Source organism: Aurantiacibacter zhengii, from assembly GCF_003584125.1.
Lineage (GTDB): Bacteria > Pseudomonadota > Alphaproteobacteria > Sphingomonadales > Sphingomonadaceae > Alteraurantiacibacter > Alteraurantiacibacter zhengii.
Window position 1 is genome coordinate 52,866 of record NZ_QXFL01000003.1, and the last position, 25,831, is coordinate 78,696.

Genomic DNA, 25,831 nt, shown 5'->3' on the forward strand with positions numbered 1-25,831 from the left:
CGGATTTGCTTGACTTGCGGCGGGTAAAGCGACAAATGCCGCGCCTTCGCTGCCCTGGCAGATGGTGATTCTTCACCGCCTTCAGGTCAGCGGCGAATTTTCGCACTGATTTTTGAGGACATCCAGCCATGAAGGCTCTGACGAAGACCACCCGGTCGATCAAGCCGGCCGAGGTCGAAAAGAAGTGGCACATCATCGACGCCGAAGGTCTCGTCGTCGGTCGCCTCGCTTCGATCATCGCCAACATTCTGCGCGGCAAGCACAAGCCGATCTACACCCCTCACGTCGACTGCGGTGACCACGTCATCGTGATCAACGCCGACAAGGTGAAGTTCACCGGCAACAAGGCCGCGAAGAAGATCTACTACAAGCACACCGGCTATGCCGGCGGCCTGAAGGAAGTTACCGCCGACAAGGTTCTGGCCGGTCGCTATCCCGAACGCGTGCTGGAAAAGGCCGTTGAGCGCATGATCCCCACGGGTCCGCTCGGCCGTGCGCAGATGAAGGCGCTGCACCTCTACAACGGCACCGAGCACCCGCATGACGGCCAGAAGCCCGAAGTGCTCGACGTTGCCTCGATGAACCGCAAGAACAAGGTGTCCGCATAATGGCTACCGAAGACAACAACACCGCCAGCGATCTCGCTGACCTGAAGGACGTCGTCGGCGATGCTCCCGAAGCAGATGCCGATACCGGGAACGCCGAACCCAAGGCTCCGACCGCGCCCCTGCGCGAACAGGAACTCGACGCCCAGGGCCGTGCCTACGCCACCGGTCGCCGCAAGGATGCCACCGCCCGCGTGTGGATCAAGCCCGGTACCGGCAAGGTGACCGTGAACGGCAAGGACCAGGAAGTGTACTTCGCCCGTCCGACGCTGCGTCTCGTGATCAACCAGCCGTTCACGATCTCTGACCGTGAAGGCCAGTATGACGTGGTTGCCACCTGTTCCGGCGGCGGCCTCTCCGGCCAGGCCGGCGCGGTGAAGCACGGCATCAGCCAGGCGCTGAGCAAGTTCGAGCCCGCGCTGCGCGGCACGATCAAGGCAGCCGGTTTCCTCACCCGCGACAGCCGCGTGGTGGAACGCAAGAAGTACGGCCGCGCAAAGGCACGCCGCAGCTTCCAGTTCAGCAAGCGCTAAGTCTCCGGGCGCTACCGCGCCTATCAAGAGTTTCCTCGACGGAGGAAAATACGAAGGGCGGCCCCCACGAAGGGTCGCCCTTTTCGCGTCTATCGATGGGTTTCGAAGTCCTAGTGGACTTTCTGGCCTTCCAGCAGTGCATCGACTTCGCCCAGCAGGCTCTCGATGCTCAGCGGCTTGGCCAGATAGCCGCCTGCCCCTGCGCGGCGGATCCCTTCCTCGTCGCGCTTGCCGGCATAGGCGGTGATCGCGAGGATCGGGATGTGCTGCGTCTGCGGATTGCGCTTGATTTCCCGGATCAGCTTGCGGCCACTGACGTGGGGCAGATGAATATCCATGGTGATGATATCGGGCGTGAAGCTGTCGACAGCGTCCAGCACGCGTGCACCATCGTCCACGAGCATCAGCTCATAGCCGCGCTGCCTGAAGACGGCCTCGTAGAACATGCGGTTCAACAGGTCGTCCTCGACGATGAGGACCTTTGTCGCCATGACGGAACTTTACGCGGTGAACTGCCAATTCGTGCCTATTGCTGCGACAAAATGGCCGGAAATAAGGACGAGTTGACGGGTTTGATGGTTATTCGTCTCCGTAAATGCCTACCGATACGTGCGAATCCCTGGCCGCCACTCCGCGATACATGCCCGGCGTATTGAAGGAATAGGCCCAATCCCCGTCTGCCCCCACGACGATGACGCCGCCGCTGCCGCCCATCTCCAGCGTTTCCGCCTGCACGAAGTCCGCTGCCTCCTGCGGACTCTCGCCAAGGAAGCGGATACGCGCGCAAATTTCGTGCGCCACGCCCTCGCGAATGTAATACTCGCCCGCACCGGTGGCAGAGACGGCGCAAGCGCGGTTGTCAGCATAGGTACCCGCGCCGATCACCGGTGAGTCGCCAACCCGGCCATAAAGCTTGCCGGTCATGCCCCCAGTCGATGTGCCGGCGGCAAGGTTGCCCTCCATATCCAGTGCCACCGCACCCACGGTGCCGAACTTGTAATCCGCACCGGCCAGGTCGCTGGCATCCGCACGGTTGCGCGAAAGGAACTGCTGCAACTGGTCGAAGCGCTCCTGCGTATGGAACCAGTCGGGCCCGGCTTGCTCCAGTCCCTGCTCGATCGAAAATTCGTCCGCCCCGCTCGCGGCCATCATCACGTGCGGGGAATCCTCCATCACAGCGCGCGCCAGGCTGATCGGGTGGCGGGTGGCGGGTGGCGGTAACGCCAGCAACGGCCCCTGCATCGCGCGTGCGACCATCCATTATCGAGGCATCCAGTTCGTTACGCCCCGCGGCGGTAAACACTGCGCCCCGGCCGGCGTTGAAGTTAGGATTATCCTCCAGAACCCGGATCGTCGCCTCGACGGCATCAAGGGCGCTGCCGCCTTCGGAAAGCACCGCGCTGCCCGTTTCCAGTGCCAGTGCCAGCGCCTCGCGGATCTCGGCATCGCGTTCGGGGGACATGCGATCGCGCTCTATCGTGCCCGCCCCACCATGAATGACCAGCCGCCAATCCTGCGCGGCGGCAGGCGTGGCGCTGAGGAAGGCAGATACGATTGCGAAAACGACACCGTGACGCGCCAGCATGGAGGCGACCTTTCCTGATAGCTTCGAGGCTATCTGGCATTATCGACTGGCTGCCGACAAGCCGGATTCGATCGCCAATGTGCCGGGGTGCTAGTGGACTGGGGGATCGGTGCGCGGTACCTTGCCCACGGGGGCTACGGGTTCGCCCGGATCGCGCGGCGGCATGGCATCCTCTGGCACGTCCTCGATCAGCATGTCGCGCGTTCGCACGTGCTCTAGGTTGCGCACGCGCACACTCAGGGCCTTCCCATCCCAGTTAAGTTCGTTGAAGCTGGGCGGTGTCGAACGGACCCGTTGCGACAGTGTTCCTGCACCGATCATGCGTATCCGGCCGTGAACGGTCTCCTCCATGATGTCGAAGGCATCGTGGACATGGCCCGAAAGCACGGCCAGCACCGGTCTTTGCGCAAGTTCGTTGAGGGCGTTCTGCCCGTGCTTGGTAAGCGCCGTGCCCTGCGTGCCGACCTCGCGCAGCGGGTGGTGAACCGTCACCAGCGCCTGAACTCCGGCGGGAAGCGTGTCGATGGCTGTAAGGCAGCGCTCCAGCGCGGCATCGGTTACCCAGCCCTTCGACCAGTTGAGCCGGGGTTGCCAGCGGCGCACCGTCTTCAGGGGAATGATGGCCAGCCCGGGCAGGTCGATCTCTGCTTCCACCTTGTCGGAAATGGCGCGGATGCGCTTGTAGGGGTCGAAGAACCGCTCGATCGGGTTGAAATAGGGCAGGTCATGGTTGCCTACCTCCACCGTCACCGGCGCGTCGAGCGACTGGATCCATTTGCATGCGGCGTCGAATTCCCGCTGCCGCGCGCGCATCGTCAGATCGCCCGTGATCGCCACGGCATCGGGCCGACGCTCGGCAATTTCCTGTTTCACCCAGTCAAGGGCGCTATTGTCCTCCAGCCCGAAATGGATGTCGGACAGGTGGAATAGCAGCTTACCGTCAGTCATTGCCGGGCTTTGCTAGCAGGTCGACTTCGGAAGTCACTAGCTTGAATTCCAGGGGGCCATCCGCTTCTGCCGGTTCTCCGTCGAGGAGGACGCCGAACCTTTCGCCGCCCACGCTCGCGAGTGTTACGCTTTCGGAACTGCCGATCAGGTCGTGCGGTCCCTGGCGGAAATCGTGCTTGGCGAGGGCCAGCAACTGGTCGACGAATTCGGCGGTGGTTTCGGCATGATAGGCATAGAGCACGATTTCCTTATCGTGCGGTTCGAGCAACAGCAGTGGATAGCCACGGGCGCGGCCCAGTTCGGGCTCGATGCAGCGCAGCGGTTTATCCCGCAGGGTGCGGGCAAAGGCCTCCCGCGTCTCGGTCGCCATCGCCAGGACGTCGGTATTGCGCATGGCCTCGCGTACGTCGTTCCAGCTGGTGCCCGGCCCGGCCAGCAATCCCGCATAGGCATTGCCAAGCGAGCTGGAGATGATGCCCGGCCGCCGAACGGCCAGCTTGCGACCGGCCGCCAGTTCCAGCACTTCGTCCAGCGTCATGTCGGCGAACAGGCGATGATAAAGCAGGTTCATCGTGCCTCCGGGCAGCACCAGCACCTGTCCGCTCCAGCCAGACAGCGCATCGAGCGCGGCGTTCACCGTCCCGTCGCCCGCGAAAACCGCTACCAGATCGATCTCGGCCTCATCCAGCATGGCGGGCGTCGGCAGGTCCTCGGTCGGGAAGCTGCTGCGATAGGCGACGTGCAGGCCGCAACTGACGCAACTGGAATCCATCCGCTCCAGCGCCTCGCGATCGTTCGAGCCGCTGGCTTCGTTGTGCACGAGCCAGAGCCGCCTCTGTTGTCCCTTCTGCGCATCCATGTTGCTGAAATCGCCGGAGCGGCAGTGCAGTTCCCGCTACAGCCTTCCCGTGATGACCGACCAGGCGGCACCAAGGTTGATCAGGGAGTATCCGGCATAGAGCCACACCCAGTGCACCACGCCCTCGCTTGCGGCGTAAAGCGCGCCGCATAGCAGGACGAATTCCAGCGCGAGGCTGGCGCTGCGGGCAACCAGCAGGGTGCGCGGCGGCATTTCCGTCAGCATCCGGTGGCCGCTGGCAATCACCGCGCGGTGACAGGCAAAATTGCCCATGCCCAGCAGGAACGTGATGATCAGCGCCATGTCCGCGCCTGTGCCCGAACCGCGTCGCAATCGCAATTGGTCGTTGGTGGAGCCGTGTATGGCGTTGGTCAGGACACACGCCTGCTGGTCGACTGCTCATGCGCACAGGTCGACCCTTTGCAGCGCTCGGCGGCGAACAGGGCTACATCCGTAATCGCACCGCAGCTGTTCCAGTCCCACCGGCTGCGGTGCGACCCCCCAAGAATGACGATACTGGGATTCGAGGAGGAGGAAGCAAGCGATGAAAACCCGTTCAACCAACAGCCTGATCGGCAGTGCTCTGGCCGCTGCCGCCATGACGCTGGCAGCAACCGGTGTATCCGCCCAGGATGAGCAAACACGCGCCGCGAGCGTCAGTCACGCCGATCTGGACCTTTCCACCGCCGAAGGCGTCAGGGAACTGGATCGCCGGATCGACAGCGCAGCGAGGGAAGTGTGCGGTTTCGGCGAAGTCGAACTGGGCAGCCGCATACCCAGCCGCGAGACGCGGCAGTGCTACCGCACTGCCAAGCGCCAGCTTGACCGGCAGTTCGCGCAGATCGTCGAAGACGCGCAGCGCGTCAGCTGATCGGCCTTCCGCACCTGCATCAGGGGCGCTTCCGCCAGGCGGAGGCGCCCTTTTTCATGCTCGTGAGTCAAGCGCCGCAATATTAGCGGCCATCACCGGCCCGCCATGGCCTTTACCTTTTTCAGATAAGTGCGCCCGATACGCAGTTCCTTGCCATCGGCCAATTCGGCGCACCACACGCCCAGCCCTTCGTGCTTCAGGCCGGTAATGAAATCGCGGCGCAGGATGGTGGAGCGATGGATGCGGATGAATTTCTCCGGATCCAGCTTTTCTTCCAGACCCGCAATCGTCTGTAGTAGCAGGTAGCTGGTTTCGCCCACGTGGAGGCGCACGTAGTCGCGCTCTGCATCGATGCGATAGACTTCGCTCGCGTCGATACGCAGCAGTTCGGACCGGTGCGGCACCCAGAATTCGCCGAGCCAGTCGCTCTCGCCCTCCGCCTGTCCCGCGCGCCGCGCCTTTCGTGCCAGGGCGCGCTCGATGGCACGCTCCAGCCGCTCCGTCGCGACGGGTTTAAGCACGTAATCGATAGCTTCGAGATCGAAGGCTTCGACAGCGAAGTTCTCGTGCGCGGTCACGAAAATGACGGCTGGCGGCGTGTCCATTTTACCGGCTTCGGCAGCTACCTGTAGCCCGTCCTTGCCGGGCATCGTCATGTCGAGCAGCAGCAGGTCGGGGTTCAGCTTCTCCGACAGGCGGAGAGCGGATTCGCCGTCACTGGCCGTGCCGATCACCTGCAGGTGCGGGATTTCCGCACACAGGACCTGCATCCGCTCGATCGCCAGCGGTTCGTCGTCCACGATCAGCGTGCGCAGGGTTCCGTTGTCGTTGCTCGTCACGCTGCTACCCTCTCCTTGATCCGTTTCAGCGGCATGCGCAGGTGTGTGGCATAGCCGCCCGGCACCTGGCCGGAGACGACGGTCGCCTCATTGCCGAAGCGCGCTTCCAGCCGCTGGCGCACGTTGCTGAGGCCGATGCCGAAACCCGGGCGCGTATCGTCGCGGTCTTCCGCGCTCTGTCCGTTGTCGGAAATCGTCACCACCAGCCGGTCATACTCTTCCCGCGCGCTGAGCGTGATGGTCACCTGGCCCGACGAAGGGGCCACCGCGTGCTTCACCGAATTCTCGACCAGCGGTTGCAGGATCATGCCAGGCACCAGGGCATTCTCCAGCTCGGCGGGTATGTCGTAATGCGTCTGCAGGCGTAGCGGGAAGCGCACCGCCTCGATCTCGAGGTACAGCTTTTGCAGGTGGATCTCTTCGCGCAGCGGCACGTCGGACGTGGTGTCGTCGGCCAGGCTGCGGCGATAGAAGACGCTGATGGTCTGGATCATCCGCTCCGCCGCCTCGGTCTTGCCGGTCAGCACCAGCGCAGACAGCGAATTGAGCGTGTTAAACAGGAAATGCGGGTTCACCTGGTATCGCAGGCTCTGAAGCTCGGCCGCCTTGGCGGCGTTGCGGAACTGCTGTTCGCGCCGCTCCGCATCGCGCGCCTTTTCACCGGTCAGCAGGGCAAGGTACAGTGCGCACCAGGCAAGCAGCAGGAAATATCGGCTGAAGGCAATCTCGATCAACTGCTGGTACGGGCCCATCGTCACCAGGTCGGAAAGCTCGGTCATCAGCGCCTCGCGCCCGCCTTCCCCGTCCAGGCCCCGCGCCTCGGCAAATTCCTGCAGGACCTTGTCATTCAGCGCACTTTGCATGTCGGCGAAGATCAGCGTGTTGGCCTGGGCGCAAAGCAGGGCGGCAGGCATGGCAAGCAGCAGTGCTGCGGCTATCTTCACCCACAGCGGCCTCGGGTCGAACGGGCGCAGCATGACCCACAGGCCGCAGGTGATGAGGACGCCGAGCGCAACGGAAAGCAGGCGCAACCAGATCATCTGGTCGGCGAAATCCATCTCCAGCAATTCGGCCCGCAGGGTGACGATCACGAAATAGGTCGCCCACAATCCGAAGATCGAGGCGAGCACCGTCTTGAACGGCACGCGCGAGGTAAGCGTCTCTTGCTTGTCAGCAGGTTCCATCCCGCCGGTCTAGCTCACGGGTATTGGCGCGACCAGTAGGCGCAGTGGTTTCCATCGAAAGCACTGTGTCATTGGTCGATCACAAGTTCGGCGCGATCGCTACTTCGTGCCGAGCAGGCCCTCTTCGCGAATCTTCTCGCGCCAGTGCAGCGGAGCGAGCGTGTGAACGTTGTTACCCTCGGCATCGACGGCGACGGTCACCGGCATGTCCTTTACCGTGAATTCGTAGATGGCTTCCATGCCCAGGTCCTCGAAAGCGACAACTTTCGATTCCTTGATCGCACGCGCCACCAGGTAGGCCGCACCGCCGGTGGCCATCAGGTAGGCGACCTTGAAACGGCTGATCACGTCCACCGCGTCGGCACCGCGCTCGGCCTTGCCGATCATGGCGAGCAGCCCCTGATCGAGCATCATTTCGGTAAACTTGTCCATGCGGGTGGCCGTCGTGGGCCCGGCGGGGCCGACGACTTCGCCCATCACCGGGTCCACCGGCCCGACGTAGTAGATAGCCCGCCCCTTGAAATCGACGGGCAGTTCCTCCCCTGCATCAAGCATGTCCTTGATACGCTTGTGCGCGGCATCGCGCCCGGTCAGCATCTTGCCGTTCAGCAGCAGGCGATCGCCGTTCTTCCAGCTGCCGACTTCCTCCGGCGTCAGGTTGTCGAGATCGACGCGGCGTGCCTCTGCATCGGGTTCCCATTGCACGTCGGGCCAGGCGTCGAGGTCGGGCTGCGGCAGGTAGGCGGGGCCGCTGCCGTCCAGCGTGACGTGGGCGTGACGGGTGGCGGCGCAGTTGGGGATCATGCCAACCGGCTTGCCCGCGGCATGGCACGGCCAGTCGAGGATTTTCACGTCGAGCACGGTGGACAGCCCGCCCAGCCCCTGCGCTCCGACGCCCATCGCGTTCACCGCGTCGAATATGTCGATGCGCAGCTGCTCGATATCGGTCTGCGCGCCGCGCTGTTTCAGCTGCGCCATGTCGATCGGGTCCATCAGGCTTTGCTTGGCCAGCTTCATGCAATGCTCTGCCGTGCCGCCGATGCCGATGCCCAGCATGCCCGGCGGGCACCAGCCAGCGCCCATCGAGGGAATCTGCTCCAGCACCCATTCGACGATGTTGTCGCTGGGGTTCATCATCTTGAACTTGGACTTATTCTCGCTGCCCCCGCCCTTGGCAGCCACGTCCACGCCCACGGTCTTGCCCGGCACCATCTCCACCGACAGGACGCAAGGCGTGTTGTCGCGCGTGTTGCGGCGGGTGAAGGCGGGATCGGCAAGGATGGAGGCGCGCAGCTTGTTGTTCTCGTTGGTATAGGCGCGGCGCACGCCTTCATCGACGACCTCCTGCAGGCTCCTGTCCGATTCGAGGCGGCAGTCCTGACCCCACTTCAGGAAGACGTTGACGATGCCGGTATCCTGACAGATCGGGCGGTGTCCCTCGGCGCACATGCGGCTGTTGGTCAGGATCTGGGCGATCGCATCCTTGGCTGCCGGGCCCTGTTCGGCCTTGTAGGCCTCTCCCAGTGCCTGGATGTAATCCATCGGATGATAGTACGAGATGTACTGCAGCGCGTCGGCGACCGTCTCGATCAGGTCTTCTTCGCGGATCGTCACCATGTCGCTCATCGATTATGCACTCCTCTTGATCGGCTTCGCCATAGTCACGCGGGGCCCCGTTCGTCAAAACGCTTTCGTCGACCCCCGATGGCAGCGTGACGAATTGCGACAACGCAGGCCATTGCCCGCATCGCCCGCAATCCCTAAGGCACTTGCCGTCCACCAAATGCGAGAGATTCCAGCCGTGATTTCCGATCCGCTCGATTCAGCAGAAGCCGCCAACACCATTCCGAACACCGGCCAGCACCGCGCCCGCCGCGCGATGATCGACAGCCAGCTGCGCACCAGCGGCGTGAACACGCCTTTCGTCATCCGGCGCATGGGCCAGGTCGCGCGCGAGGATTACGTGCCCGTCGCCAGCAAGGGCGTCGCCTACGTCGATCGCGCGATCCGGCTGGAAAACGGCGCCTGGCTGCCTGCGCCGCTAGTGCAGGGCAAGACGCTGGAAGAAGCGCAGCCCGCAGGCGATGAAAAGGCCATCGTGGTCGATGCGGGATCGGGCTATCTGGCGGAACTGTTCCGCCCGCTGGTGGCAGAACTGACCGTCATTTCTCCCGAAGAGGCCGTGGGCAAGGGCACCAAGGGAAAAGGCGCGGACCTGCTGGTGATCGACGGAGCGGTGGAGGAGATCCCCGCAGCCCTGGCGAAGCGGCTGGCCGACGGCGCCCGGATCGTGACCGGCATGGTGACAAACGGCGTCACCCGCATGGCCGTGGGCCGCAAGACCGACAGCGGCGTATCGCTGATGCCGGTCTATGATCTCGGCATTCCGCAGCTGCACGAATTCGATAAGCCGAAAGGCTGGAGTTTCTGAAGATGCGCAAGACCCTTAGGCTGGCGACCGCGCTTGCGGGTGTCGGCCTGCTGGCGGCCCCCGCTTCAGCCGACACGCTGAAGGAAGCACTGGCCCAGGCCTATTTCGACAATCCCTCGCTGGAAGCAGCGCGGGCGCAGTTGCGCGCAACGGACGAAAACGTCGTGATCCAGCGCTCTGCCCGGCTACCCTCGCTCGACACGACGGGCGGCTATACCGAGTTTATCACCGGCGGTACGGGCGTTGCGGCCCGCCAGGCCACCGCGAATCTCTCGCTTGGGGTGCCGTTGTACCAGGGCGGGGCGGTGCGCAATGGTATCCGCGCCGCAGAGGAGCGGGTAGATGCAGGCCGCGCCGATTTGCGAGGGACCGAGAGCGGTCTCTTCACCCGCGTGGTTGCCGCCTACATGGACGTTATCCTCAACGAGGCGCTGGTCACTCTCTCGGCCAACAACGTCGAAGTGCTTAGCGTCAACCTCGAGGCGACGAGCGACCGGTTCCAGATCGGCGATCTTACCCGTACCGACGTGGCGCAGTCCGAAAGCCGGCTGGCCCTGGCGCGCGGCGACCTTCGCACCGCGCGGGCCAACCTGGTGCAGGCACGGGAAACCTATATCGAACTGGTCGGTGAAGCGCCGACCGATCTCGAGCCTCCGCCGCCGCTCCCCGGCCTTCCAGACAGCCCGGCGCAGGCCGTGGCCGTGGCGCTGGATAACAATCCCGACCTGATCGCGGCCCAGCAGCGCGCCGATGCCTCGGAATATGACATCGCCGTAGCGGGGGCAGGGCGGCTTCCCCGGTTCGAAGTGGTTGGCGGCCCCGGTTACACGAACTTCCTCGGCTCGCGCACCACAATTCCCGGCTCGGGCGCGGCTGCCGATCAGGACGACCTTGGCATCCAGGCCGGTGTGCGGATGACCTTGCCGCTCTTCCAAGGTGGCCGGGTGGCTGCGCAGCAGCGCCAGGCAACAGCGCAGGCGCAGGCCGCGCTCGAACAGGTCATCGCGACCGAACGCAATGTTATCGCCCAGGTGCGGGCTTCCTATTCCAGCTGGCGGGCCGCGCTTGCCATCATCGCATCGAGCCAGGCCGCGGTGGATGCAGCGGCCCTCAGTCTCGAGGGCGTGCGGGCAGAGAACACGGTCGGCAACCGCACCGTGCTCGATATCCTCGATGCCCAGCAGGAATTGCTGCGCGCGCAGGTGCAGCTCGTTACGGCCCGTCGCAACGCCTACGTCGCCGGTTTCTCCCTGCTAGCCGCCATGGGCAAGGCAGAGGCGCGTGACCTCGGCCTTGGCGAAGAGGGTGTGCTTTACGATCCGGTGGACAATTACGACCGCGTCCGTGACATCATCTGGGACTGGCAGCGCGATCCCGAACCGGTCGCCACCAGTTCGCGCACCGTTGACATACCGGCTGCCGATGGAGAAGTTGTCGACGAAAATCCGCTCGAGGAATTCGACACGGAAATCATCGATTATTCCGACACGGCACCCCCGCCGTTGGAAACGCCCGAGACGAACCCGTAGGGAGGGACTGAATGCGGCAGGAAGGCGAACCCTCGGTCGAAGAAATCCTCGATTCGATCAAGCGGGTGATCGCGCGTGACAACAGCGAAGCGGCACAGGCGACGAAAGCGCGCCGCCGCGAAGGCCTGGTTTCCCGCAACGAGGACGACAAGCCAAAGGACGAAGACGTGCTCGACCTGGGCGTTATCGGCTCCGCCCTGCGCGAGGACGATGGCGAAGAGTCCCTGATCGAGGACAGTGACGGGGCTGGCGAGGGCCTGACGACGGACCGGGCCGCCGAGGCCATGCGCCAGTCGCTGGCCGCTCTTGCCATGCTGTCCGATCCACCGGCAAGGCCGCAGATCGTCCGCACCGGTGAAACGTCGCTCGAAGGCATGGTGCGCGAGATGATGCGTCCGATGCTGGCGCAATGGCTGGATGCCAACCTGCCCGAGATTGTCGAACGGCTGGTGAAGGCCGAGATCGCCCGGATCGCAGGAAAAACGCGCTGAGCAAGCCCGCCAGTCCTAGGCGCCTGGCGAAGGCGCGCAAGAAGCTCGCCGAAACCGGCGGGGCTTCGGTGGAACGCCACATCTTCCTGTGCGCGCTGCCCACAAAGGCGAAATGCTGTGTGCCCAAGGTCGGGGAACCGGCATGGAACTATCTGAAAAAGCGCTTGAAGGAACTCGATCTCGTCGGTCCGGGGAAAGTCCAGCGCAGCAAGGCCGATTGCCTGCAGATCTGCGCCGCCGGTCCGGTTGCTGTCGTCTACCCCGAAGGTGTCTGGTATCATTCCTGCACGCAGGAAGTGCTGGAGCAGATTATCCAGCAGCACCTGATAGGCGGCCAGCCGGTCGAGGAGTATCGGCTCCGGCCAGCGGATGATTGACGCGGCGGGCGCCTAGCGCTCTGCCCCGTCCTTCCAGCCCATCGTGCGGCGATCGGCCTGTTTCGCGGACGGATCGAGCGTATCGAGATCGTTTTCGACCGCGTCGTCATGGCCGGTGCCGCTGGACAGGAACACCAGCCCCATCAGCGCGCTCATCAGCAGCATCGAGAACCCGATGCCGAGCGCCGTAGCGATGAAGAAATGCGGCGAAACATCGTCCACCTGGGTGTAGATCACCGCCATCGCAATGATGACCGTCCCCAGCGTGATGCCCATCATCAGGCGCATCAGTCGCCGGTATCGCGCCCAGGCAAAGGCGGCGTTTTCCGGATTGTCGAGGGGGGAAGGCTTGGCCATTCGAGGTCACATGCCCGTCTTGGACCAGTCTGGCAACGCCGATTGCGCGGCGATTTGCCCAGACCCGCCCTCTCGTGGCACAATCGCGACGAGTCCGGGATAGCGCAGGACCAGAGGAGAGGCCGAATGACCGTAGCGAAGATCATCGCGAATCGCGATCACACCATTGTTTCGTGCACGCCGCAGGATTCGGTGCTGCTCGCAGCAAAGCTGCTGACGGACAAGCGCATCGGGGCCCTGCCGGTCATGGATGGAGACGGGATCGCGGGGATCTTCTCCGAACGCGATCTGCTTTATTGTGTGGCCCGCGATGGAGCCGACGTGCTGAATCGTCCAGTGGGTGAGGTGATGACATCACCGGCCATCACCATCGATCAGGATACAAGCGTGCTGAAGGCGCTTTCGCTGATGACGCGGCGGCGTATCCGCCACCTGCCGGTGATGGACGGCAGCCGCATGGCCGGCTTCGTCTCCATCGGCGACCTGGTGAAACACCGCATGGAAATCATCGAGGCCGAGGCCCAACAGATGCGCGATTACATCACCACGGCATGATCGCACGCTTGAGAGCGGGGCGTAGCGGCACTACATTGCGGGAATGACCAGTTCACTCACCCTCACCGAAGCCGCCGCCTCACGCGTGGGCCTGATCGCCCAGAAGCAAGGCAAACCGGCCGTCCTGCGCCTGTCGGTCGAAGGTGGGGGCTGTTCCGGCTTCCAGTACAAGTTCGACCTGGATGACGCGCCGGAAGCGGACGACGCCGTGAGCGAGACCGATGGCGTGAAGCTGGTGGTCGATCCCGTCAGTCTCGATCTGGTGGCCGGTTGCACGGTCGATTACGTCGAATCGCTGGGCGGTGCCGCGTTCCGGGTGGAAAACCCGAATGCCGCGGCAGGTTGCGGTTGCGGAAGTTCGTTCGGCATCTAAGGTTACGGCGATGAAAATCGCCAGCTTCAATATCAACGGAATCAAGGCGCGCCTGCCGCGCCTCAAGGAATGGCTGGAAGAAACCCGGCCCGCGGTCGCCTGCCTGCAGGAAATCAAGACCCAGGACGAGGGCTTCCCCGCCGCCGAATTCGAGGACATCGGCTACAAGGCGATCTGGCACGGCCAGAAAAGCTTCAACGGCGTCGCCATCCTGGCGGACGGTGTTGAGCCGGTAGAGACCCACCGCGGGCTGGGCATCGACGGTCCGAAGGAAGGGGAGGGCGAACAGGCGCGCTACCTGGAAGCAGAGGTGAACGGCGTGCGCGTGTGCAACCTCTACCTTCCCAATGGCAATCCGCACCCGGGCCCGAAGTTCGATTACAAGCTGGCGTGGATGAAGCGGCTGCGCGCCCGGATGGCCGAACTCTCTGCGCTGGAGCAGCCGACAGTGGTGCTAGGCGATTTCAACGTCATTCCGGAGGACAAGGATGTCTGGTCGGTAAAGGCGATGGCCAGCGATGCGCTGATGCAACCCGAATCGCGCGATGCCTACGCCCGGCTGCTGGCAGATGGCTGGACCGATGCCATCGACACGCTCAACCCGCGCGGCGGCGTGTGGACGTATTGGGATTACCAGGCGGGGGCCTGGCAGCGCGATCACGGCTTTCGCATCGATCACCTGCTGCTCTCGCCCGAGGCGGCGGACCGCATGGTCGCCGCGGGCGTCGACAAGGAATACCGTGGCCGCGAAAAGGCCAGCGACCACACGCCGGTCTGGGTAGAACTGAAGTAGCCCGGCCAGCACGCGGCGGCACAGCTACCGGGCGAGACCAGCGCTCACGAACGCGCCGTAGCGCGCCCGCAAGTCGCAATCAGCGATAGAAGACGTGGTTCTCGATCGTGGCGCGGGCCGTAAGGCGACCGGCCCAGCGAGGGCTGACATGCCTGGCATGGAAATACAGCGCATCGTCGGCGGGGCTTTCCCACAACTCGCGGTGCGCAATGCGGGCGATGGCCTTCGCGCGCGTCCATGCGGAGGTTCCGCGGTTCGGCTCCGGAATGCGGCCACCGCGAACGAACGAGAATTGCGAACGCTGCGTCACGACCGAGCAATAGTCGTCGGGGAAGGCGCTGCTCTCGGCCCGATTGATGATCACGCGGGCCACGGCCAGCTGACCATCCAGCGGCTCACCACGCGATTCGAAGTAAACCGCCTGGGCAAGGCACATCATCTCGCGCGACATCGTGTCGCTCGTGTCGACGTGGCCGACCAGCTCGCGCAAGGATGCGGCATCACTGGCCTGAATTTCGGGATCTTCCGGCTGCTCGGGCAGTTCCTGCACCACTTCGTTCATTACGAAGCGAACCTGCGGAGCGGCATCCGGCGCCTGGGTGTTGTTCTGTTCTGCCTGGACCGTTGCGAGCGCTACGGGCTCTGCGTCCTGGGCGACGGCACCATTCAGAGCGGTGCCAAAACTCGCGGCGAAAATCATCGTGGCCAGGGCGAAGGCCCCGGTCCGCTTGCTGATAAATTTCATCTAACCCGTTACTTACGGCGGTGAGAGACACGAAACAGGCCTGCGGACGCGGTTTGATATTTACCGCTCGTCGTCCGCGCTCCGTCCAAGAAGGACCTGCCGGTCATCCCCCCGTCTGCGCGCCGAAAGCCACCGCCTTATTGCGGTGCCAGTCAACCTACGCTGTCGGAAAGCTGCGGGGCAAATAGCCCGCGAACGTCAGATGTCAACCGTTGTGCAGTGCAACATCAATGAAACGCTCTGCATTCGCGATATCCAGCTCAACAACCCAAAGGTCGTCGTCCTGCGCACCGCGGCGTTGATACCATTCCGAGAAATCATGTGGATTTTCAGGGTCTTGCTCTTTCGAGAGCACCCATTTCCGCGTTCCGTCGAGCTGTGGCATCCGCTCGTAGGCCCGCGCCGGAGTGGCGCGATTGCAACAGATTACCATCACCGTTCCTGCTGTGCGCTCACCTTTGGAAAGTACCATGCCGAAACCGCCAGCGCCCTCTACAGCGCGGATCAGGCCGGTCACCTCGAGGTGGGCGGGGATGCGATCGTCCACTCCGCGGTCACTCGGGCTGGCGATAGCCATCGAGACCTGAAAGGGCGATGTGCGAGCGCATGAACGTGCCCGTCCCGCGGCCGATCTCGTCACCCTCGTCGTCCATGAGGTGCGCCTCGGCAATGAACACCCGCCGCTTTCCGCTGATCCACTTGCCTTCGGCAATGACCTTGCCGGTGCGCAGGGGCTTGGTGAAATGCAGGTTGAAGCCCGTGGTGAGCAGGAAACGGTCCGATACCAGCGAATTGGCGGCGTAGAACGCGGCGTCGTCCAGCATTTTGAAATAAAGCGTTCCGTGGGTGGCCCCCGCCGCGTGGAAGTATTTCTCGTCGGCGATGAAAGTGATGCGCGCACGGCCCGCCTCGAGGATGTCGAGATGCGAGCGGAACAGCGCATTCACCGGCGCTGCCGCGTAGAGATTCTCCAAAGCGCGAAAATGGCTGGCAGCGCCGCCCCTGTCAGCGGCCTCAGGCGACGTCACGATCCGTCACATTGGTCAGTACGCCGTAGAGGGCCTCGGCATCGGGCGCATCGCTCAGCGCGTCGTGCACACCCTCGTCGCGGACCAGCCGCGAAATCGCGGCCAGGGCGTGCAGATGGGTAGCCCCGCTATTGGCAGGGGAGAGCAGGCCGAACACGAGATCGACAGGCAGGCCATCGGCGGCATTGAACTCAACCGGGCGCTCCAGCTTGAGCAGGGCGGCAACGGGACGGCCCAGATCGGGCATGCGGGCATGCGGGATTGCCACGCCGCGACCGAAACCGGTGCTGCCCAGCTTCTCGCGCTCCTCGAGGTGCTCGAGAACCTGATCCGCATCGAGCGAGAATGCCCCGGCAAACAGTTCGGCGAGCTGGCGCAGGATGCCGTCCTTGCTATCGGCCTGCGTCACGCAGACCGATTCCGGTTTCATCAAGAAAATCGAATCCATGGTACTGAAAAACTCAAATTGGTTCCGTCCAAGGGGCAGCGCGCGGCCACGCGCACTGTCCGGTGCAAACAACACCTCTCCCTAGAAAGATCGCTGGAAGCGTCGCCCCAATATGGCTCTGGACGCAAGTGCGATCAGGACGGTTCGACCCACCCGATCGACCCGTCTTCGCGGCGATAGACCATATTATGCCGCCCGGTGCCAGCATTTTTGAAGAACAGGGCGTTCGTATGGCGCAGGTCGAGAAGCATTACGGCGTCCGAAACGCTGACTTCGGGCACGTCGATACGGGTTTCGGCGATGATCGGCGGTGATTCCTCGCCAGCCTCTTCCTCGGTTGCGGGCTCTTCGGAGGCGAAGATGGTGTAGGCCGCTTCCTCTTCCTTGGCTGCATGGGAGGCCTGCTCGTGGCGATCCTTCAGCCGGCGCTTGTAGCGGCGCAGCTGCTTCTCGATCTTTTCTGCTGCCTGGTCGAAGGCGAGGTGCGCATCCTGCGCCTGCCCGTGGCTTTTCAGGATCAGACCGTGGTTCACGTGCAGCACGATGTCGGCCGCAAATCCGCTGGCAGGGGCCTTGCCGAAGGTGACCGTGGATGAAAGCGCGCGGCTGAAATGCTTGTCGACAATGTTCTCGAGACGCTCGGAAGCGTGCTCCTGCAGTGCGGTACCTGTATCGACCTGATGTCCAGACACGCGAATATCCATGGGGCTTTGCTCCTTCTAAAATCGTTCGCTCAATCCCTCATGTGGGACCTAAGTCTCATGAGGTCCAGAGGGGAGATTCCAACGATTCAAGAAAGGCTTTGTGCCTCGACAACTCTTCCACCGTGGCGGCATGGGCCCGCGGTGCGCGGTACTCGCCTGTTTTCGGGACGAAACGTGTCTGCACTGCGGTCTGCGTGTCGGTGTTGTCCACCGCCAGCTGCAGCCCGATCTGACGCCCGCCGGTGAGTTCGACATAGACCTGCGCCAGCAATTCTGCGTCGAGCAGTGCACCATGCAAGGTGCGATGACTGCGATCGACTCCATACCGCGAACACAGCGCATCGAGCGAGTGCTTGGCGCCGGGGTGACGGCGGCGAGCCAGCACCAGCGTATCGACCATCCGGTCATTTCCGATGGCGACCTGACCGCATTGCCCCAACTCGAAATTGAGGAAGCCGAAGTCGAACTGCGCGTTGTGCGCCACCAGCGGCGAATCGCCGATGAATTCCAGCAGCGCCGCCACCTTCTCGGCAAAGCGCGGCTTGTCCGACAGGAAACTGGCGGAAAGGCCGTGCACGCGCTCTGCCTCCATCGGCATGTCGCGGTCGGGATTGAAATATTCGTGGAACGTGCGCCCTGTGGCAACGCGGTTGACCATCTCGATACAGCCGATTTCAACCATCCGGTCGCCGGTGTTGGGGTCAAGGCCCGTGGTTTCGGTGTCGAAGATGATTTCGCGCATGTTGCCCCTATCGCGCGGGACGGCTCAGCCGCGCAAGTCGGCTTTCAGCTTGTCCACCAGTGCCTGCACCTGCGCCGCCGTTTCCTCCAGCGTGGTGCCGGTGTCGATCACGTGGTCGGCGCGGGCGCGCTTCTCCGCATCGGGCAATTGGATGGCGAGAATGTCGGCGAATTTCTCGGGTGTCATGCCCTTGCGCGCCAGCACTCTGCCGCGTTGCTGTTGGGGCGGGGCGGAGACGACAACGACGGTATCGACAAAGGCCGCACTGCCTTTTTCGAACAATAGCGGAATGTCGAACAGGACCAGAGCCTTGTCGCCGTGGGATTCAAGGAACTGTTCGCGCAGGCGCGCGACCGCGGGATGGACGAGCGTTTCGAGCCGGGCGAGGGCATCGGCATCTGCGAAAACGATCGCCCCCAGCTTTTCACGCAGGACACCCTCCGCGCCGGTGCTGCCGGGAAAGGCAGCCTCGATTTCCGGCAACAGCAAGCCGCCGGGCCCCTGCATGCGGCGCACTTCCGCGTCAGCGTCGAACACCGGCACCCCGGCGTCGGCAAACATCTTCGCGACAGTGCTCTTGCCCATGCCAATGGAGCCGGTGAGGCCGATGATATGCGGTCGTCGCAGCGTCACTGGGTCAGCATCCTGCGTAACTGCGCGTCACCATCACCGCGCGGCGGGGCGACGCCGAAGAACTTCTCGAAAGCGACCGCAGCCTGCCCGATAAGCATGGATAAACCGTCAACCGTGCGAAAACCCCGGTTCCGCGCTTCCTCGATCAGCGGGGTTTCCAGCGGCGCGGTGACGATATCGTAGACCACGCTGCCGGGCGGAACATGGCTGAAATCGAACGCCAGCGGCGGCTGGTCGCGCATCCCCAGCGGGCTGGCGTTTACCACCAGATCGAAACATCCTTCGCGGTCATCGAACGCAAAATCGGTCGGTTCGGCAAAGTGATCGAGCGGAACGGCATGGTGCTGCTGGCCGGGTGCAAGTTCATCGAGGATGGCCTGCGCCTTGGCCGGGTCCCGGCCCGCCAGCACGACGGTGATGCCGTGGTCCAGCAGCCCGGCCACAATTGCTCGCGCCGCTCCGCCGGTGCCCAGCACCCGCGCCATGCGGAAATAATGCGGGCTCGCAAGATCCTGCGCCAGCGGCTCGAGAAATCCGGCAGCGTCGGTGTTGTATCCGGTAAGCGAGCCGTCGCCTCCGCGCACGACCGTGTTCACCGCCCCGATCCGTTCGGCTAGCGGATCCAGCCTGTCGCAGTGATCCATAATCGCCAGCTTGTGCGGCATGGTAACGTTGCAGCCCGCCCATTGCGGGTCGTCCCTCCGCGCTGCCAGGTACTCCGCAAGCCCGCCGGTTTTCACCTGCTGGCGATCATAACGCGCATTGAGGCCCAGCTGGTCAATCCAGTAGCCATGGATTGCGGGCGATTTCGATTGCGCGATCGGATCGCCGATGACCTCGGCATGGCGGCTCATCGCCGCAACTCACCCAGATCGCGGAGCGCTCCCAGCACCGACAACAAAGGCATGCCGAGAACGGTGAACTGATCCCCCTCGATATGTTCGAACAGTTGCGGGCCGCGCGCCTCTATACGAAACACGCCGACGGAATGACCGACTTCGGGCCACTCGGCGTCGAGATAACTTTCGATGAACTCTGACGACAGCTCCCGGACCTGCAGGCGTGCGACAGACGCGTGACGCCATACCACTTCGCCGCCGCGGGCGATGGACGCGGCCGAGTGCAGATGCATCGTCCTGCCCGAAAAGAACGCCAGGTGTGCGGCAGCTTCGTCGCGGCTGGCCGGTTTGTCGAAGCGCCTGGCGTCCACCACCACGAGCGAATCGCTGCCGAGCACGGGGCGTGATGGTTCCGCGATCGCCAGCGCCTTCGCCTCTGCCAGCGCCAGCGCAATATCTGCCGGGGCCGCACCGTCCATCCGCGCTTCGAGTGCGCGCTCATCGAGGTCTGCCGCCTGCGCCTCGAATGCCACTCCGGCAGCCTCCAGCATCGCGCGGCGCGAGGCGGATTTCGATGCGAGTACGATCATATCGGTTTCGTGCCAGCCTGCGGCGCACGGTTGTCGTCCCGGCGGGCCTCGCGCTCCTGATAGAGTTTGATGATTGCGGCCGCGGTCTCTTCGATGGAACGGCGCGTCACGTCGATCACTGGCCAGCCGTTGTCTGCGAACATCCGGCGGGCGAAGGCGACCTCCTTGTTGACGTTCTCCTCGTCCACATAGGACGTCTCGGTCTTCTCGTTCAGCGACAGCAGGCGGTTGCGGCGTATCTGGATAAGCCGGGTCGGCGCCGTGGTCAGGCCGACGACCATCGGATTCTTCAGCTTGAACAGCAGGTCTGGCGGGGGGCTTTCCACGACCAGCGGGATATTGGCGACTTTGAAGCCGCGATTGGCCAGGTAGATGCTTGTCGGCGTCTTCGACGTGCGCGAGACACCTGCCAGCACCATGTCGGCCTGCTCCCAGTTTTCCCACGAGATACCGTCATCGTGCGCAATGGTGAACTGGATGGCATCGACGCGCTTGAAATAGGCCTCGTCCATCTTGTTTTTGCCGCCCGGGCGGCCATGCGCCTCCTGTCCCAGCCGTTCCTCCAGCGCCTCCACCACAGGGTCTAGCGCGGCGACATGGGGCAGGGCCTCCTTGCGGCAGAATTCCTCCAGCCGGTCGCGGGTCGCCTCGTTGCTGAGCGTATAGAGGACAAGACCGGGGTTGGCCTTGAGGTCTGTCACGATCCGTTCAAGATGCTGGACCGAGCGGACCATCGGCCAGAAATGGCGCTGCACGTCGGCATCGCCGAACTGCGCCAGCGCGGCCTTGGCCAGCATTTCCAGCGTCTCGCCGGTGGAATCGGACAGGAGGTGAAGGTGCAGTGAGGCCATGTGGATATCTCCACGCATAAACCACGGGAGCGATTGGGGGACAAGCTGTTGGTCAAGTTAGCCCCGGATCCAAACCGGTTTCATCAGGCCACTCGTGGACAGGCGGGCCTGTTTCTGGACAGGCTGGGGATAGTGGGGAGAAGTGTCGTTTGACTCAAGACCGGCCATGAGTCGCGCTCAAGCAAATGGGTTCTCAAGCCGGGAGAAATCGGGCAGTGACGCGCAATCCCCGTAATCCACAGGGCCAACAACGTCCTGAATCCTTCTATATATATATTTATTGTTTGATTGGACTCTTCGATGCCCGGATGTCTCCTTGATACGCTTGCCGGCCAACGGACCCACAGGCGTCCCGTATGGTTCATGCGCCAGGCCGGGCGCTACCTGCCCGAATACCGCGATCTGCGCGCCGAAAAGGGCGGTTTCCTGGAACTGGTCTATGACAGCGAGGCGGCTGCCGAGGTCACCATCCAGCCGATCGACCGGTTCGGCTTCGACGGGGCAATCCTTTTTTCGGACATCCTGATCGTGCCATACGCGCTCGGGCAGGACCTGTGGTTCGAGGCGGGCGAAGGTCCGCGGCTGGCCCCTCCGCTTGTCGATGGGGCCTGGGAAGGGCTGGAACGGGCCTTCCAGCGCTTCGACGCGGTCTACCTGACCGTGTCCCGGGTAAAGGAGCGCCTGGGCCCTGAGACCACCTTGCTGGGCTTTGCAGGTTCGCCATGGACCGTGGCGACATACATGGTGGCAGGGCAGGGATCGAAGGACCATCACGCCGCACGCAAGCTGGCCTACCGCGATCCGCAGGCCTTTGCCTCGCTGATCGGCGCTATCGAGGCCGCGACCATCGAATACCTGATCGGCCAGATCGATGCCGGGGCCGAAGCGGTGCAGCTGTTCGACAGCTGGGCAGGCTCGCTTTCGCCGTCGCAGTTCGAGCAATGGGTGATCGCTCCCAATGCCCGCATCACGGCCGCGGTTCACGAGGCACGGCCGGGCGTTCCGGTCATCGGATTTCCGAAAGGCGCCGGGGCCAAGCTGATCGCCTATGCCAACGAGACCGGCGTCGACGGGCTCGGCATCGACGAAACGCAGGATCCGGTCTGGATCCACGCCCAGCTTCCTGCCGATATGCCGGTTCAAGGAAATCTCGATCCCATGCTGTTGCTGGCAGGTGGCGAGGCGCTGGACAGTTCCGTGCGCAGTATCCTTTCTGCCTTTGCCGATAGGCCGCATATCTTCAACCTGGGCCACGGTATCGACAAGGAGACGCCGATTTCCCACGTCGAACATGTGCTGAAACTGGTGCGCGGCTAAGGGGTGACGAAACCGCTCCGCGCGCCTAGATACAACCCATGCAGGATGCCCTCGCGATGACCTATCTTTGGCTCAAGGCCGGTCATATCATTTTCGTGATTTTCTGGATGGCCGGGTTGTTCATGCTGCCCAGGCTGTTCGTCTATCATCAGGAAGCGCCCGAAGGCTCCGAGGAAGCGGCGAAATTTGCCGAACGCGAGCAGAAGCTGCTCAAGATCATCCTGCTACCCTCAATCATCGTCGTGTGGGTGCTGGGCCTCGCGCTGGCCTTCACGCTCGAGGCATGGAACCAGGGCTGGCTGCATGCGAAACTGCTGCTGGTGCTGATCCTGTCGGGCTACCATGGCTATATGTCGGCCTATGCCAAGAAGCTGGCGAGGGGCGAACGCCCGTTGAGCGGAAAGCAGCTGCGGCTGCTGAACGAGGTGCCGGGCATAGCCGTGGCGCTGATCGTCGTGCTGGTGATCGTCAAGCCGTTCTGATTCTCCGGCGAGCCACGCCGCCCTCCGATTTTGCGAATTGACCGGACATGGCGAAAGCCATATCTGCGTGTGCACTCCAACGGCAAAGAGTCGCCTTCCATGAGCGACACGGTCTGCTTTCTCCAAGCCCAGATTGACCAGCCGGCATCCCGAACTATCGGCCAATTTACTGGCCAAAATACTGGAATTTAACGACAATGCATCTCAAAGAACTCAAGAAAAAGGCGCCGGCAGAACTGGTCTCGATGGCCGAGGAACTGGGCGTCGAGGGCGCTTCCACGCTGCGCCGGCAGGAACTGATGTTCGCCATTCTCAAGGAAGTGGCGGAAGAGGGTGAGGAGATCCTCGGCATCGGCACCATCGAAGTGCTGCAGGACGGCTTCGGCTTCCTGCGCTCTCCCGAAGCGAATTACCTTGCCGGGCCGGACGATATCTACGTCTCGCCCAACCAGGTCCGCAAATGGGGCCTGCGCACGGGCGACACCGTGGAAGGCGAGATCCGCGCGCCCAAGGATGGGGAGCGGTATTTCGCACTGACCAAGCTGAAGGAAGTCAATTACGAGGATCCGGACGCCGTGCGGCACCGGACCAACTTCGACAACCTGACCCCGCTGTATCCCGACAGCCGCCTAAATCTCGACACGAAGGACCCGACGGTCAGGGACAAGTCGGCCCGTGTGATCGATCTCATCAGCCCGCAGGGCAAGGGCCAGCGCGCACTGATCGTGGCGCCGCCGCGTACCGGTAAGACCGTGCTGCTGCAGAACATCGCCAAGGCCATCACCGACAACCATCCGGAAGTTTTCCTGCTGGTGCTGCTGGTGGACGAGCGGCCCGAGGAAGTCACCGACATGCAGCGCAGCGTGAACGGCGAGGTGATTTCCTCTACCTTCGACGAGCCTGCCTCGCGCCACGTGCAGGTCGCCGAAATGGTGATCGAGAAGGCCAAGCGCCTGGTGGAGCACAAGAAGGACGTGGTTATCCTGCTCGACTCGATCACGCGCTTGGGCCGTGCCTACAACACCGTAGTCCCATCATCGGGCAAGGTCCTGACCGGGGGTGTGGACGCCAACGCCCTGCAGCGTCCCAAGCGTTTCTTCGGTGCTGCACGTAACATCGAGGAAGGCGGCTCGCTCTCCATCATCGCCACTGCGCTGATCGACACCGGCAGCCGCATGGACGAGGTGATCTTCGAGGAATTCAAGGGGACTGGTAACAGCGAAATCGTGCTCGACCGCAAGGTGGCCGACAAGCGTATCTTCCCGGCTCTGGATGTCGGCAAGTCCGGCACCCGTAAGGAAGAGCTGCTGGTGGACAAGGAACAGCTTTCCAAGATGTGGGTGCTGCGCCGTATCCTGATGCAGATGGGGACCATCGATTCGATGGAATTCCTGCTCGACAAGATGAAGGATTCCAAGACCAACGAAGACTTCTTCGCCACGATGAACCAGTAATCGGCAAGGCAGGGGCGGGGTCGATCTTCCCACCCTGGCCGCGCCTTTCAGGATACCGGCAGGAAGGTGTCGGCGCTGGCGGCATCCCAGTGCCGGGCGTAGGGGGTTCCGGCTGCATCCTGCAGCAGTTCTCCGTGGCCGAGAAACCGATAGAAGCGGTCCATTGAATCGGATCGGACCGGGTTCTGGCGCTCGCGAATCAGGTGCGGGGTTATCTGCCAGGGCGTCTCGAGGCCAAGGGCGACTACGATTTCGCGCAGTGCGCGCAGCGTTTCGCGCTGATAACGGGTCACGCGCTCGGCCTTGTCTTCGACGACGAGCCCACGCTGGCGAACCGCATCCTGCGTGGCGACCCCGGTGGGGCACAGGTCCGTGTGACATTTCATCGTCTGCACGCACCCAAGCGCGAACATGAATGCGCGCGCAGCGTTGCACCAGTCCGCTCCCAATCCGAAGTTCATCGCCATGCCCGCGCCCGAGTGGACTTTTCCGGCAGCCGCTATCTTTATCTGGTCCTTCAGCCCGGTTCCGACCAGCGTGTTACGCACCATGATCAGGCCCTCGCGCAGCGGCATACCTACCGTGTTGGAAAATTCGATCGGGGCCGCTCCAGTGCCACCCTCGGCCCCGTCCACAGTGATGAAGTCGAGGGTAATGCCCGTTTCCAGCATGGCCTTGGCAAGGGCCATCAACTGGTGCGGCTGGCCCACGCAGAGCTTTACCCCCACCGGCTTGCCCCCGCTCATGTTGCGCAGGCTGGCGCACCATTCGATCAGTTCGACAGGGGTGGAAAAGGCCGAGTGAGCAGCGGGCGAAATGCAATCCTGCCCCTGTTCGACACCGCGCACTTCGGCGATCTCGCGGGTGACCTTGCTTCCCGGAAGCACCCCGCCGTGCCCGGGTTTCGCACCCTGACTGAGCTTTACCTCGACCATCTTGACCTGGTCGATCGATGCCTGTTCGGCAAACCGGCCCGGATCGAAGTCGCCGCCTTTTGTGCGACAGCCGAAATAGCCGCTGCCTATTTCCCACACCAGATCGCCGCCGGCAGACGTGTGATAACGCGAGAGGCCGCCCTCGCCAGTGTCGTGATAGAAATTCCCCGCCTTCGCACCGGCATTCAGCGCCATGATGGCGGTTGCGGACAGCGAGCCGAAACTCATGGCCGAAATGTTCAGCAGGGCGGCGTCGTAGGGCCGTTTGCACTGCTGCGATCCCACCGGACAGCGCCAGCTCTCGTCCGCTTTCGAATTGGGTGCCATGGAGTGGCTAAGCCATTCATATTCCTCGGAATACACATCGAGTTCGGTACCAAAAGGATGTTCGTCGAGCTGCCCTTTCGCCCGGGCATAGATTATAGCCCGCTGGTCGCGGTTGAATGGCCGCCCCTCCAGATCGGTCTCGACGAAATAGGGCTGGATGTAGAGGCGCAGATCCTCCGCCAGCCAGCGAATGCGCGCCAGTAAAGGATAATTGCGGCGCAGGGAGTGCTTGCGCTGGACCAGGTCCCACAGCCCGATGATGGACAGGGGCCCGGTGATCACCGCCAGCCAGGCTGCCGGATGCCATATCGCGGCCAGCGCCGTGAGCCCGATGACGAGGACCAGCGCGCCGAAGCGCGTCACCAGGTCGCCAGAGAGACTGCTCCTTGCGTTGTTCTTCACCGGC

32 protein-coding genes and 1 pseudogene are annotated in these 25,831 nt (G+C 63.3%); 13 read left to right on the forward strand and 20 right to left on the reverse strand.

All coding sequences use genetic code 11. The features are described 5' to 3' along the window. Nucleotides 1-128: 128 nt before the first annotated feature. Nucleotides 129-608, forward strand: a complete 480-nt coding sequence (rplM, locus tag D2V07_RS07315; RefSeq protein WP_119586259.1) for a 50S ribosomal protein L13 — start codon at nt 129-131, stop codon at nt 606-608. Continuing rightward, the gene (gene rpsI / locus D2V07_RS07320; RefSeq protein ID WP_119586260.1) at nt 608-1,138 is read left to right on the forward strand and encodes a 30S ribosomal protein S9; all 531 of its coding nucleotides are present in this window, start codon (nt 608-610) and stop codon (nt 1,136-1,138) included. Before rplM ends, rpsI begins: the two co-directional genes overlap by 1 nt. A gap of 110 nt (nt 1,139-1,248) precedes the next feature. Here rpsI and D2V07_RS07325 read toward each other — a convergent pair whose 3' ends face one another. The 5 genes and pseudogenes from D2V07_RS07325 to D2V07_RS07345 form a co-directional block, all read right to left on the reverse strand. Further along, entirely contained in the window at nt 1,249-1,629 is a 381-nt protein-coding gene (locus D2V07_RS07325) for a response regulator (protein WP_119586262.1), read from the reverse strand. An 88-nt stretch (nt 1,630-1,717) separates the two neighbouring features. Next, nucleotides 1,718-2,600: pseudogene (locus D2V07_RS07330) on the reverse strand (isoaspartyl peptidase/L-asparaginase family protein). Between the two features lie 213 nt (nt 2,601-2,813). Further along, a complete protein-coding gene (locus D2V07_RS07335) occupies nt 2,814-3,671 on the reverse strand; it encodes a metallophosphoesterase family protein (RefSeq protein WP_119586264.1) in 858 nt (285 codons plus the stop codon). Further along, nucleotides 3,664-4,530, reverse strand: a complete 867-nt coding sequence (locus D2V07_RS07340; RefSeq protein ID WP_119586266.1) for a diacylglycerol kinase family protein — start codon at nt 4,528-4,530, stop codon at nt 3,664-3,666. The genes D2V07_RS07335 and D2V07_RS07340 overlap by 8 nt, the downstream gene beginning before the upstream one ends. A gap of 36 nt (nt 4,531-4,566) precedes the next feature. Further along, complete coding sequence (locus D2V07_RS07345; RefSeq protein ID WP_119586268.1) at nt 4,567-4,833, reverse strand: hypothetical protein; 267 nt, start codon at nt 4,831-4,833, stop codon at nt 4,567-4,569. Nucleotides 4,834-5,074: 241 nt separating this feature from the next. Here D2V07_RS07345 and D2V07_RS07350 point away from each other — a divergent pair, with 241 nt between their 5' ends. Beyond that, nucleotides 5,075-5,401, forward strand: coding sequence for a UrcA family protein (locus D2V07_RS07350; RefSeq protein ID WP_119586270.1), 327 nt, complete (start codon nt 5,075-5,077; stop codon nt 5,399-5,401). A gap of 92 nt (nt 5,402-5,493) precedes the next feature. On the opposite strand, the gene D2V07_RS07355 is transcribed toward D2V07_RS07350, so the two are convergent. From D2V07_RS07355 to D2V07_RS07365, 3 genes are all read right to left on the reverse strand, one after another. Further along, nucleotides 5,494-6,240, reverse strand: a complete 747-nt coding sequence (locus tag D2V07_RS07355; protein ID WP_119586272.1) for a LytR/AlgR family response regulator transcription factor — start codon at nt 6,238-6,240, stop codon at nt 5,494-5,496. Continuing rightward, nucleotides 6,237-7,424, reverse strand: a complete 1,188-nt coding sequence (locus D2V07_RS07360) for a sensor histidine kinase (RefSeq protein ID WP_119586274.1) — start codon at nt 7,422-7,424, stop codon at nt 6,237-6,239. The genes D2V07_RS07355 and D2V07_RS07360 overlap by 4 nt, the downstream gene beginning before the upstream one ends. 99 nt (nt 7,425-7,523) lie before the next feature. Beyond that, nucleotides 7,524-9,050, reverse strand: coding sequence for a fumarate hydratase (locus D2V07_RS07365; protein WP_119586276.1), 1,527 nt, complete (start codon nt 9,048-9,050; stop codon nt 7,524-7,526). A gap of 157 nt (nt 9,051-9,207) precedes the next feature. Here D2V07_RS07365 and D2V07_RS07370 point away from each other — a divergent pair, with 157 nt between their 5' ends. The 4 genes from D2V07_RS07370 (at nt 9,208) to D2V07_RS07385 (ending at nt 12,252) form a co-directional block, all read left to right on the forward strand. Then, entirely contained in the window at nt 9,208-9,855 is a 648-nt protein-coding gene (locus tag D2V07_RS07370) for a protein-L-isoaspartate O-methyltransferase family protein (protein ID WP_233548288.1), read from the forward strand. 2 nt (nt 9,856-9,857) lie between these two features. Continuing rightward, nucleotides 9,858-11,384: a TolC family outer membrane protein gene (locus D2V07_RS07375; protein ID WP_119586278.1), complete on the forward strand. Its 1,527-nt coding sequence runs from the start codon at nt 9,858-9,860 to the stop codon at nt 11,382-11,384. An 11-nt stretch (nt 11,385-11,395) separates the two neighbouring features. Next, nucleotides 11,396-11,875 (forward strand): DUF2497 domain-containing protein, encoded by a 480-nt coding sequence (locus D2V07_RS07380; protein WP_119586280.1) that lies wholly within the window; start codon nt 11,396-11,398, stop codon nt 11,873-11,875. A gap of 68 nt (nt 11,876-11,943) precedes the next feature. Then, complete coding sequence (locus D2V07_RS07385) at nt 11,944-12,252, forward strand: (2Fe-2S) ferredoxin domain-containing protein (RefSeq protein ID WP_233548289.1); 309 nt, start codon at nt 11,944-11,946, stop codon at nt 12,250-12,252. Nucleotides 12,253-12,264: 12 nt separating this feature from the next. Here D2V07_RS07385 and D2V07_RS07390 read toward each other — a convergent pair whose 3' ends face one another. After that, nucleotides 12,265-12,609 carry a hypothetical protein gene (locus D2V07_RS07390; protein ID WP_119586282.1) on the reverse strand — a complete coding sequence of 115 codons (345 nt, stop codon included), beginning with the start codon at nt 12,607-12,609 and terminating at the stop codon, nt 12,265-12,267. A gap of 126 nt (nt 12,610-12,735) precedes the next feature. Here D2V07_RS07390 and D2V07_RS07395 point away from each other — a divergent pair, with 126 nt between their 5' ends. From D2V07_RS07395 to xth, 3 genes are read left to right on the forward strand one after another with little or no spacing between them, the layout of a single operon-like run. Next, nucleotides 12,736-13,164 carry a CBS domain-containing protein gene (locus D2V07_RS07395; RefSeq protein WP_119586284.1) on the forward strand — a complete coding sequence of 143 codons (429 nt, stop codon included), beginning with the start codon at nt 12,736-12,738 and terminating at the stop codon, nt 13,162-13,164. Between the two features lie 43 nt (nt 13,165-13,207). Beyond that, nucleotides 13,208-13,537 (forward strand): iron-sulfur cluster insertion protein ErpA, encoded by a 330-nt coding sequence (erpA, locus tag D2V07_RS07400; RefSeq protein WP_119586286.1) that lies wholly within the window; start codon nt 13,208-13,210, stop codon nt 13,535-13,537. A gap of 10 nt (nt 13,538-13,547) precedes the next feature. After that, the gene (gene xth, locus D2V07_RS07405; protein WP_119586288.1) at nt 13,548-14,330 is read left to right on the forward strand and encodes an exodeoxyribonuclease III; all 783 of its coding nucleotides are present in this window, start codon (nt 13,548-13,550) and stop codon (nt 14,328-14,330) included. A gap of 79 nt (nt 14,331-14,409) precedes the next feature. Here xth and D2V07_RS07410 read toward each other — a convergent pair whose 3' ends face one another. The 10 genes from D2V07_RS07410 to D2V07_RS07455 form a co-directional block, all read right to left on the reverse strand. Beyond that, nucleotides 14,410-15,075: a cell wall hydrolase gene (locus tag D2V07_RS07410; protein WP_233548290.1), complete on the reverse strand. Its 666-nt coding sequence runs from the start codon at nt 15,073-15,075 to the stop codon at nt 14,410-14,412. Between the two features lie 205 nt (nt 15,076-15,280). Beyond that, nucleotides 15,281-15,622, reverse strand: coding sequence for a DUF1491 family protein (locus D2V07_RS07415; RefSeq protein ID WP_119586714.1), 342 nt, complete (start codon nt 15,620-15,622; stop codon nt 15,281-15,283). Nucleotides 15,623-15,629: 7 nt separating this feature from the next. Then, a complete protein-coding gene (locus D2V07_RS07420; RefSeq protein ID WP_119586290.1) occupies nt 15,630-16,103 on the reverse strand; it encodes a PaaI family thioesterase in 474 nt (157 codons plus the stop codon). Next, nucleotides 16,090-16,551 (reverse strand): PTS sugar transporter subunit IIA, encoded by a 462-nt coding sequence (locus tag D2V07_RS07425; protein WP_119586292.1) that lies wholly within the window; start codon nt 16,549-16,551, stop codon nt 16,090-16,092. The genes D2V07_RS07420 and D2V07_RS07425 overlap by 14 nt, the downstream gene beginning before the upstream one ends. A 134-nt stretch (nt 16,552-16,685) precedes the next feature. Then, nucleotides 16,686-17,255 (reverse strand): ribosome hibernation-promoting factor, HPF/YfiA family, encoded by a 570-nt coding sequence (gene hpf / locus D2V07_RS07430; RefSeq protein ID WP_119586294.1) that lies wholly within the window; start codon nt 17,253-17,255, stop codon nt 16,686-16,688. A gap of 55 nt (nt 17,256-17,310) precedes the next feature. Then, complete coding sequence (dnaQ, locus tag D2V07_RS07435; RefSeq protein WP_119586296.1) at nt 17,311-17,997, reverse strand: DNA polymerase III subunit epsilon; 687 nt, start codon at nt 17,995-17,997, stop codon at nt 17,311-17,313. A 24-nt stretch (nt 17,998-18,021) separates the two neighbouring features. Continuing rightward, on the reverse strand, nt 18,022-18,624 hold the full coding sequence (gene coaE / locus D2V07_RS07440; protein WP_119586715.1) for a dephospho-CoA kinase: 603 nt from the start codon (nt 18,622-18,624) through the stop codon (nt 18,022-18,024). 2 nt (nt 18,625-18,626) lie between these two features. After that, nucleotides 18,627-19,484 (reverse strand): shikimate dehydrogenase, encoded by an 858-nt coding sequence (aroE, locus tag D2V07_RS07445; RefSeq protein ID WP_119586298.1) that lies wholly within the window; start codon nt 19,482-19,484, stop codon nt 18,627-18,629. Next, nucleotides 19,481-20,059 carry a Maf family protein gene (locus tag D2V07_RS07450; RefSeq protein ID WP_119586300.1) on the reverse strand — a complete coding sequence of 193 codons (579 nt, stop codon included), beginning with the start codon at nt 20,057-20,059 and terminating at the stop codon, nt 19,481-19,483. The genes aroE and D2V07_RS07450 overlap by 4 nt, the downstream gene beginning before the upstream one ends. Next, nucleotides 20,056-20,910 carry a pyruvate, water dikinase regulatory protein gene (locus D2V07_RS07455; protein ID WP_119586716.1) on the reverse strand — a complete coding sequence of 285 codons (855 nt, stop codon included), beginning with the start codon at nt 20,908-20,910 and terminating at the stop codon, nt 20,056-20,058. The genes D2V07_RS07450 and D2V07_RS07455 overlap by 4 nt, the downstream gene beginning before the upstream one ends. 300 nt (nt 20,911-21,210) lie before the next feature. Between D2V07_RS07455 and hemE the strand changes: the two genes are divergently transcribed. The 3 genes from hemE (at nt 21,211) to rho (ending at nt 24,163) form a co-directional block, all read left to right on the forward strand. Further along, nucleotides 21,211-22,227, forward strand: a complete 1,017-nt coding sequence (gene hemE / locus D2V07_RS07460; RefSeq protein WP_119586302.1) for a uroporphyrinogen decarboxylase — start codon at nt 21,211-21,213, stop codon at nt 22,225-22,227. A gap of 56 nt (nt 22,228-22,283) precedes the next feature. Next, entirely contained in the window at nt 22,284-22,709 is a 426-nt protein-coding gene (gene hemJ, locus D2V07_RS07465) for a protoporphyrinogen oxidase HemJ (RefSeq protein WP_233548291.1), read from the forward strand. A 197-nt stretch (nt 22,710-22,906) separates the two neighbouring features. Further along, nucleotides 22,907-24,163 carry a transcription termination factor Rho gene (rho, locus tag D2V07_RS07470; protein WP_119586306.1) on the forward strand — a complete coding sequence of 419 codons (1,257 nt, stop codon included), beginning with the start codon at nt 22,907-22,909 and terminating at the stop codon, nt 24,161-24,163. A 47-nt stretch (nt 24,164-24,210) separates the two neighbouring features. Here rho and D2V07_RS07475 read toward each other — a convergent pair whose 3' ends face one another. Further along, the gene (locus D2V07_RS07475; protein WP_119586308.1) at nt 24,211-25,827 is read right to left on the reverse strand and encodes an FMN-binding glutamate synthase family protein; all 1,617 of its coding nucleotides are present in this window, start codon (nt 25,825-25,827) and stop codon (nt 24,211-24,213) included. Nucleotides 25,828-25,831 lie beyond the last annotated feature (4 nt).

Bases quoted from the DNA above. Each gene is read 5' to 3' on its own strand.
- D2V07_RS07410 (WP_233548290.1), bottom strand. From the start codon at position 15,075: ATGAAATTTATCAGCAAGCGGACCGGGGCCTTCGCCCTGGCCACGATG.
- D2V07_RS07395 (WP_119586284.1), top strand. From the start codon at position 12,736: ATGACCGTAGCGAAGATCATCGCGAATCGCGATCACACCATTGTTTCG.
- D2V07_RS07375 (WP_119586278.1), top strand. From the start codon at position 9,858: ATGCGCAAGACCCTTAGGCTGGCGACCGCGCTTGCGGGTGTCGGCCTG.
- D2V07_RS07335 (WP_119586264.1), bottom strand. From the start codon at position 3,671: ATGACTGACGGTAAGCTGCTATTCCACCTGTCCGACATCCATTTCGGG.
- D2V07_RS07380 (WP_119586280.1), top strand. From the start codon at position 11,396: ATGCGGCAGGAAGGCGAACCCTCGGTCGAAGAAATCCTCGATTCGATC.
- D2V07_RS07370 (WP_233548288.1), top strand. From the start codon at position 9,208: ATGCGAGAGATTCCAGCCGTGATTTCCGATCCGCTCGATTCAGCAGAA.
- D2V07_RS07425 (WP_119586292.1), bottom strand. From the start codon at position 16,551: ATGGATTCGATTTTCTTGATGAAACCGGAATCGGTCTGCGTGACGCAG.
- dnaQ (WP_119586296.1), bottom strand. From the start codon at position 17,997: ATGCGCGAAATCATCTTCGACACCGAAACCACGGGCCTTGACCCCAAC.
- D2V07_RS07340 (WP_119586266.1), bottom strand. From the start codon at position 4,530: ATGGATGCGCAGAAGGGACAACAGAGGCGGCTCTGGCTCGTGCACAAC.
- D2V07_RS07325 (WP_119586262.1), bottom strand. From the start codon at position 1,629: ATGGCGACAAAGGTCCTCATCGTCGAGGACGACCTGTTGAACCGCATG.
- D2V07_RS07365 (WP_119586276.1), bottom strand. From the start codon at position 9,050: ATGAGCGACATGGTGACGATCCGCGAAGAAGACCTGATCGAGACGGTC.
- rpsI (WP_119586260.1), top strand. From the start codon at position 608: ATGGCTACCGAAGACAACAACACCGCCAGCGATCTCGCTGACCTGAAG.
- rho (WP_119586306.1), top strand. From the start codon at position 22,907: ATGCATCTCAAAGAACTCAAGAAAAAGGCGCCGGCAGAACTGGTCTCG.
- hemE (WP_119586302.1), top strand. From the start codon at position 21,211: ATGCCCGGATGTCTCCTTGATACGCTTGCCGGCCAACGGACCCACAGG.
- D2V07_RS07390 (WP_119586282.1), bottom strand. From the start codon at position 12,609: ATGGCCAAGCCTTCCCCCCTCGACAATCCGGAAAACGCCGCCTTTGCC.
- D2V07_RS07350 (WP_119586270.1), top strand. From the start codon at position 5,075: ATGAAAACCCGTTCAACCAACAGCCTGATCGGCAGTGCTCTGGCCGCT.
- aroE (WP_119586298.1), bottom strand. From the start codon at position 19,484: ATGAGCCGCCATGCCGAGGTCATCGGCGATCCGATCGCGCAATCGAAA.
- D2V07_RS07450 (WP_119586300.1), bottom strand. From the start codon at position 20,059: ATGATCGTACTCGCATCGAAATCCGCCTCGCGCCGCGCGATGCTGGAG.
- D2V07_RS07360 (WP_119586274.1), bottom strand. From the start codon at position 7,424: ATGGAACCTGCTGACAAGCAAGAGACGCTTACCTCGCGCGTGCCGTTC.
- hpf (WP_119586294.1), bottom strand. From the start codon at position 17,255: ATGGATATTCGCGTGTCTGGACATCAGGTCGATACAGGTACCGCACTG.
- D2V07_RS07455 (WP_119586716.1), bottom strand. From the start codon at position 20,910: ATGGCCTCACTGCACCTTCACCTCCTGTCCGATTCCACCGGCGAGACG.
- erpA (WP_119586286.1), top strand. From the start codon at position 13,208: ATGACCAGTTCACTCACCCTCACCGAAGCCGCCGCCTCACGCGTGGGC.
- rplM (WP_119586259.1), top strand. From the start codon at position 129: ATGAAGGCTCTGACGAAGACCACCCGGTCGATCAAGCCGGCCGAGGTC.
- hemJ (WP_233548291.1), top strand. From the start codon at position 22,284: ATGACCTATCTTTGGCTCAAGGCCGGTCATATCATTTTCGTGATTTTC.
- xth (WP_119586288.1), top strand. From the start codon at position 13,548: ATGAAAATCGCCAGCTTCAATATCAACGGAATCAAGGCGCGCCTGCCG.
- D2V07_RS07345 (WP_119586268.1), bottom strand. From the start codon at position 4,833: ATGGCGCTGATCATCACGTTCCTGCTGGGCATGGGCAATTTTGCCTGT.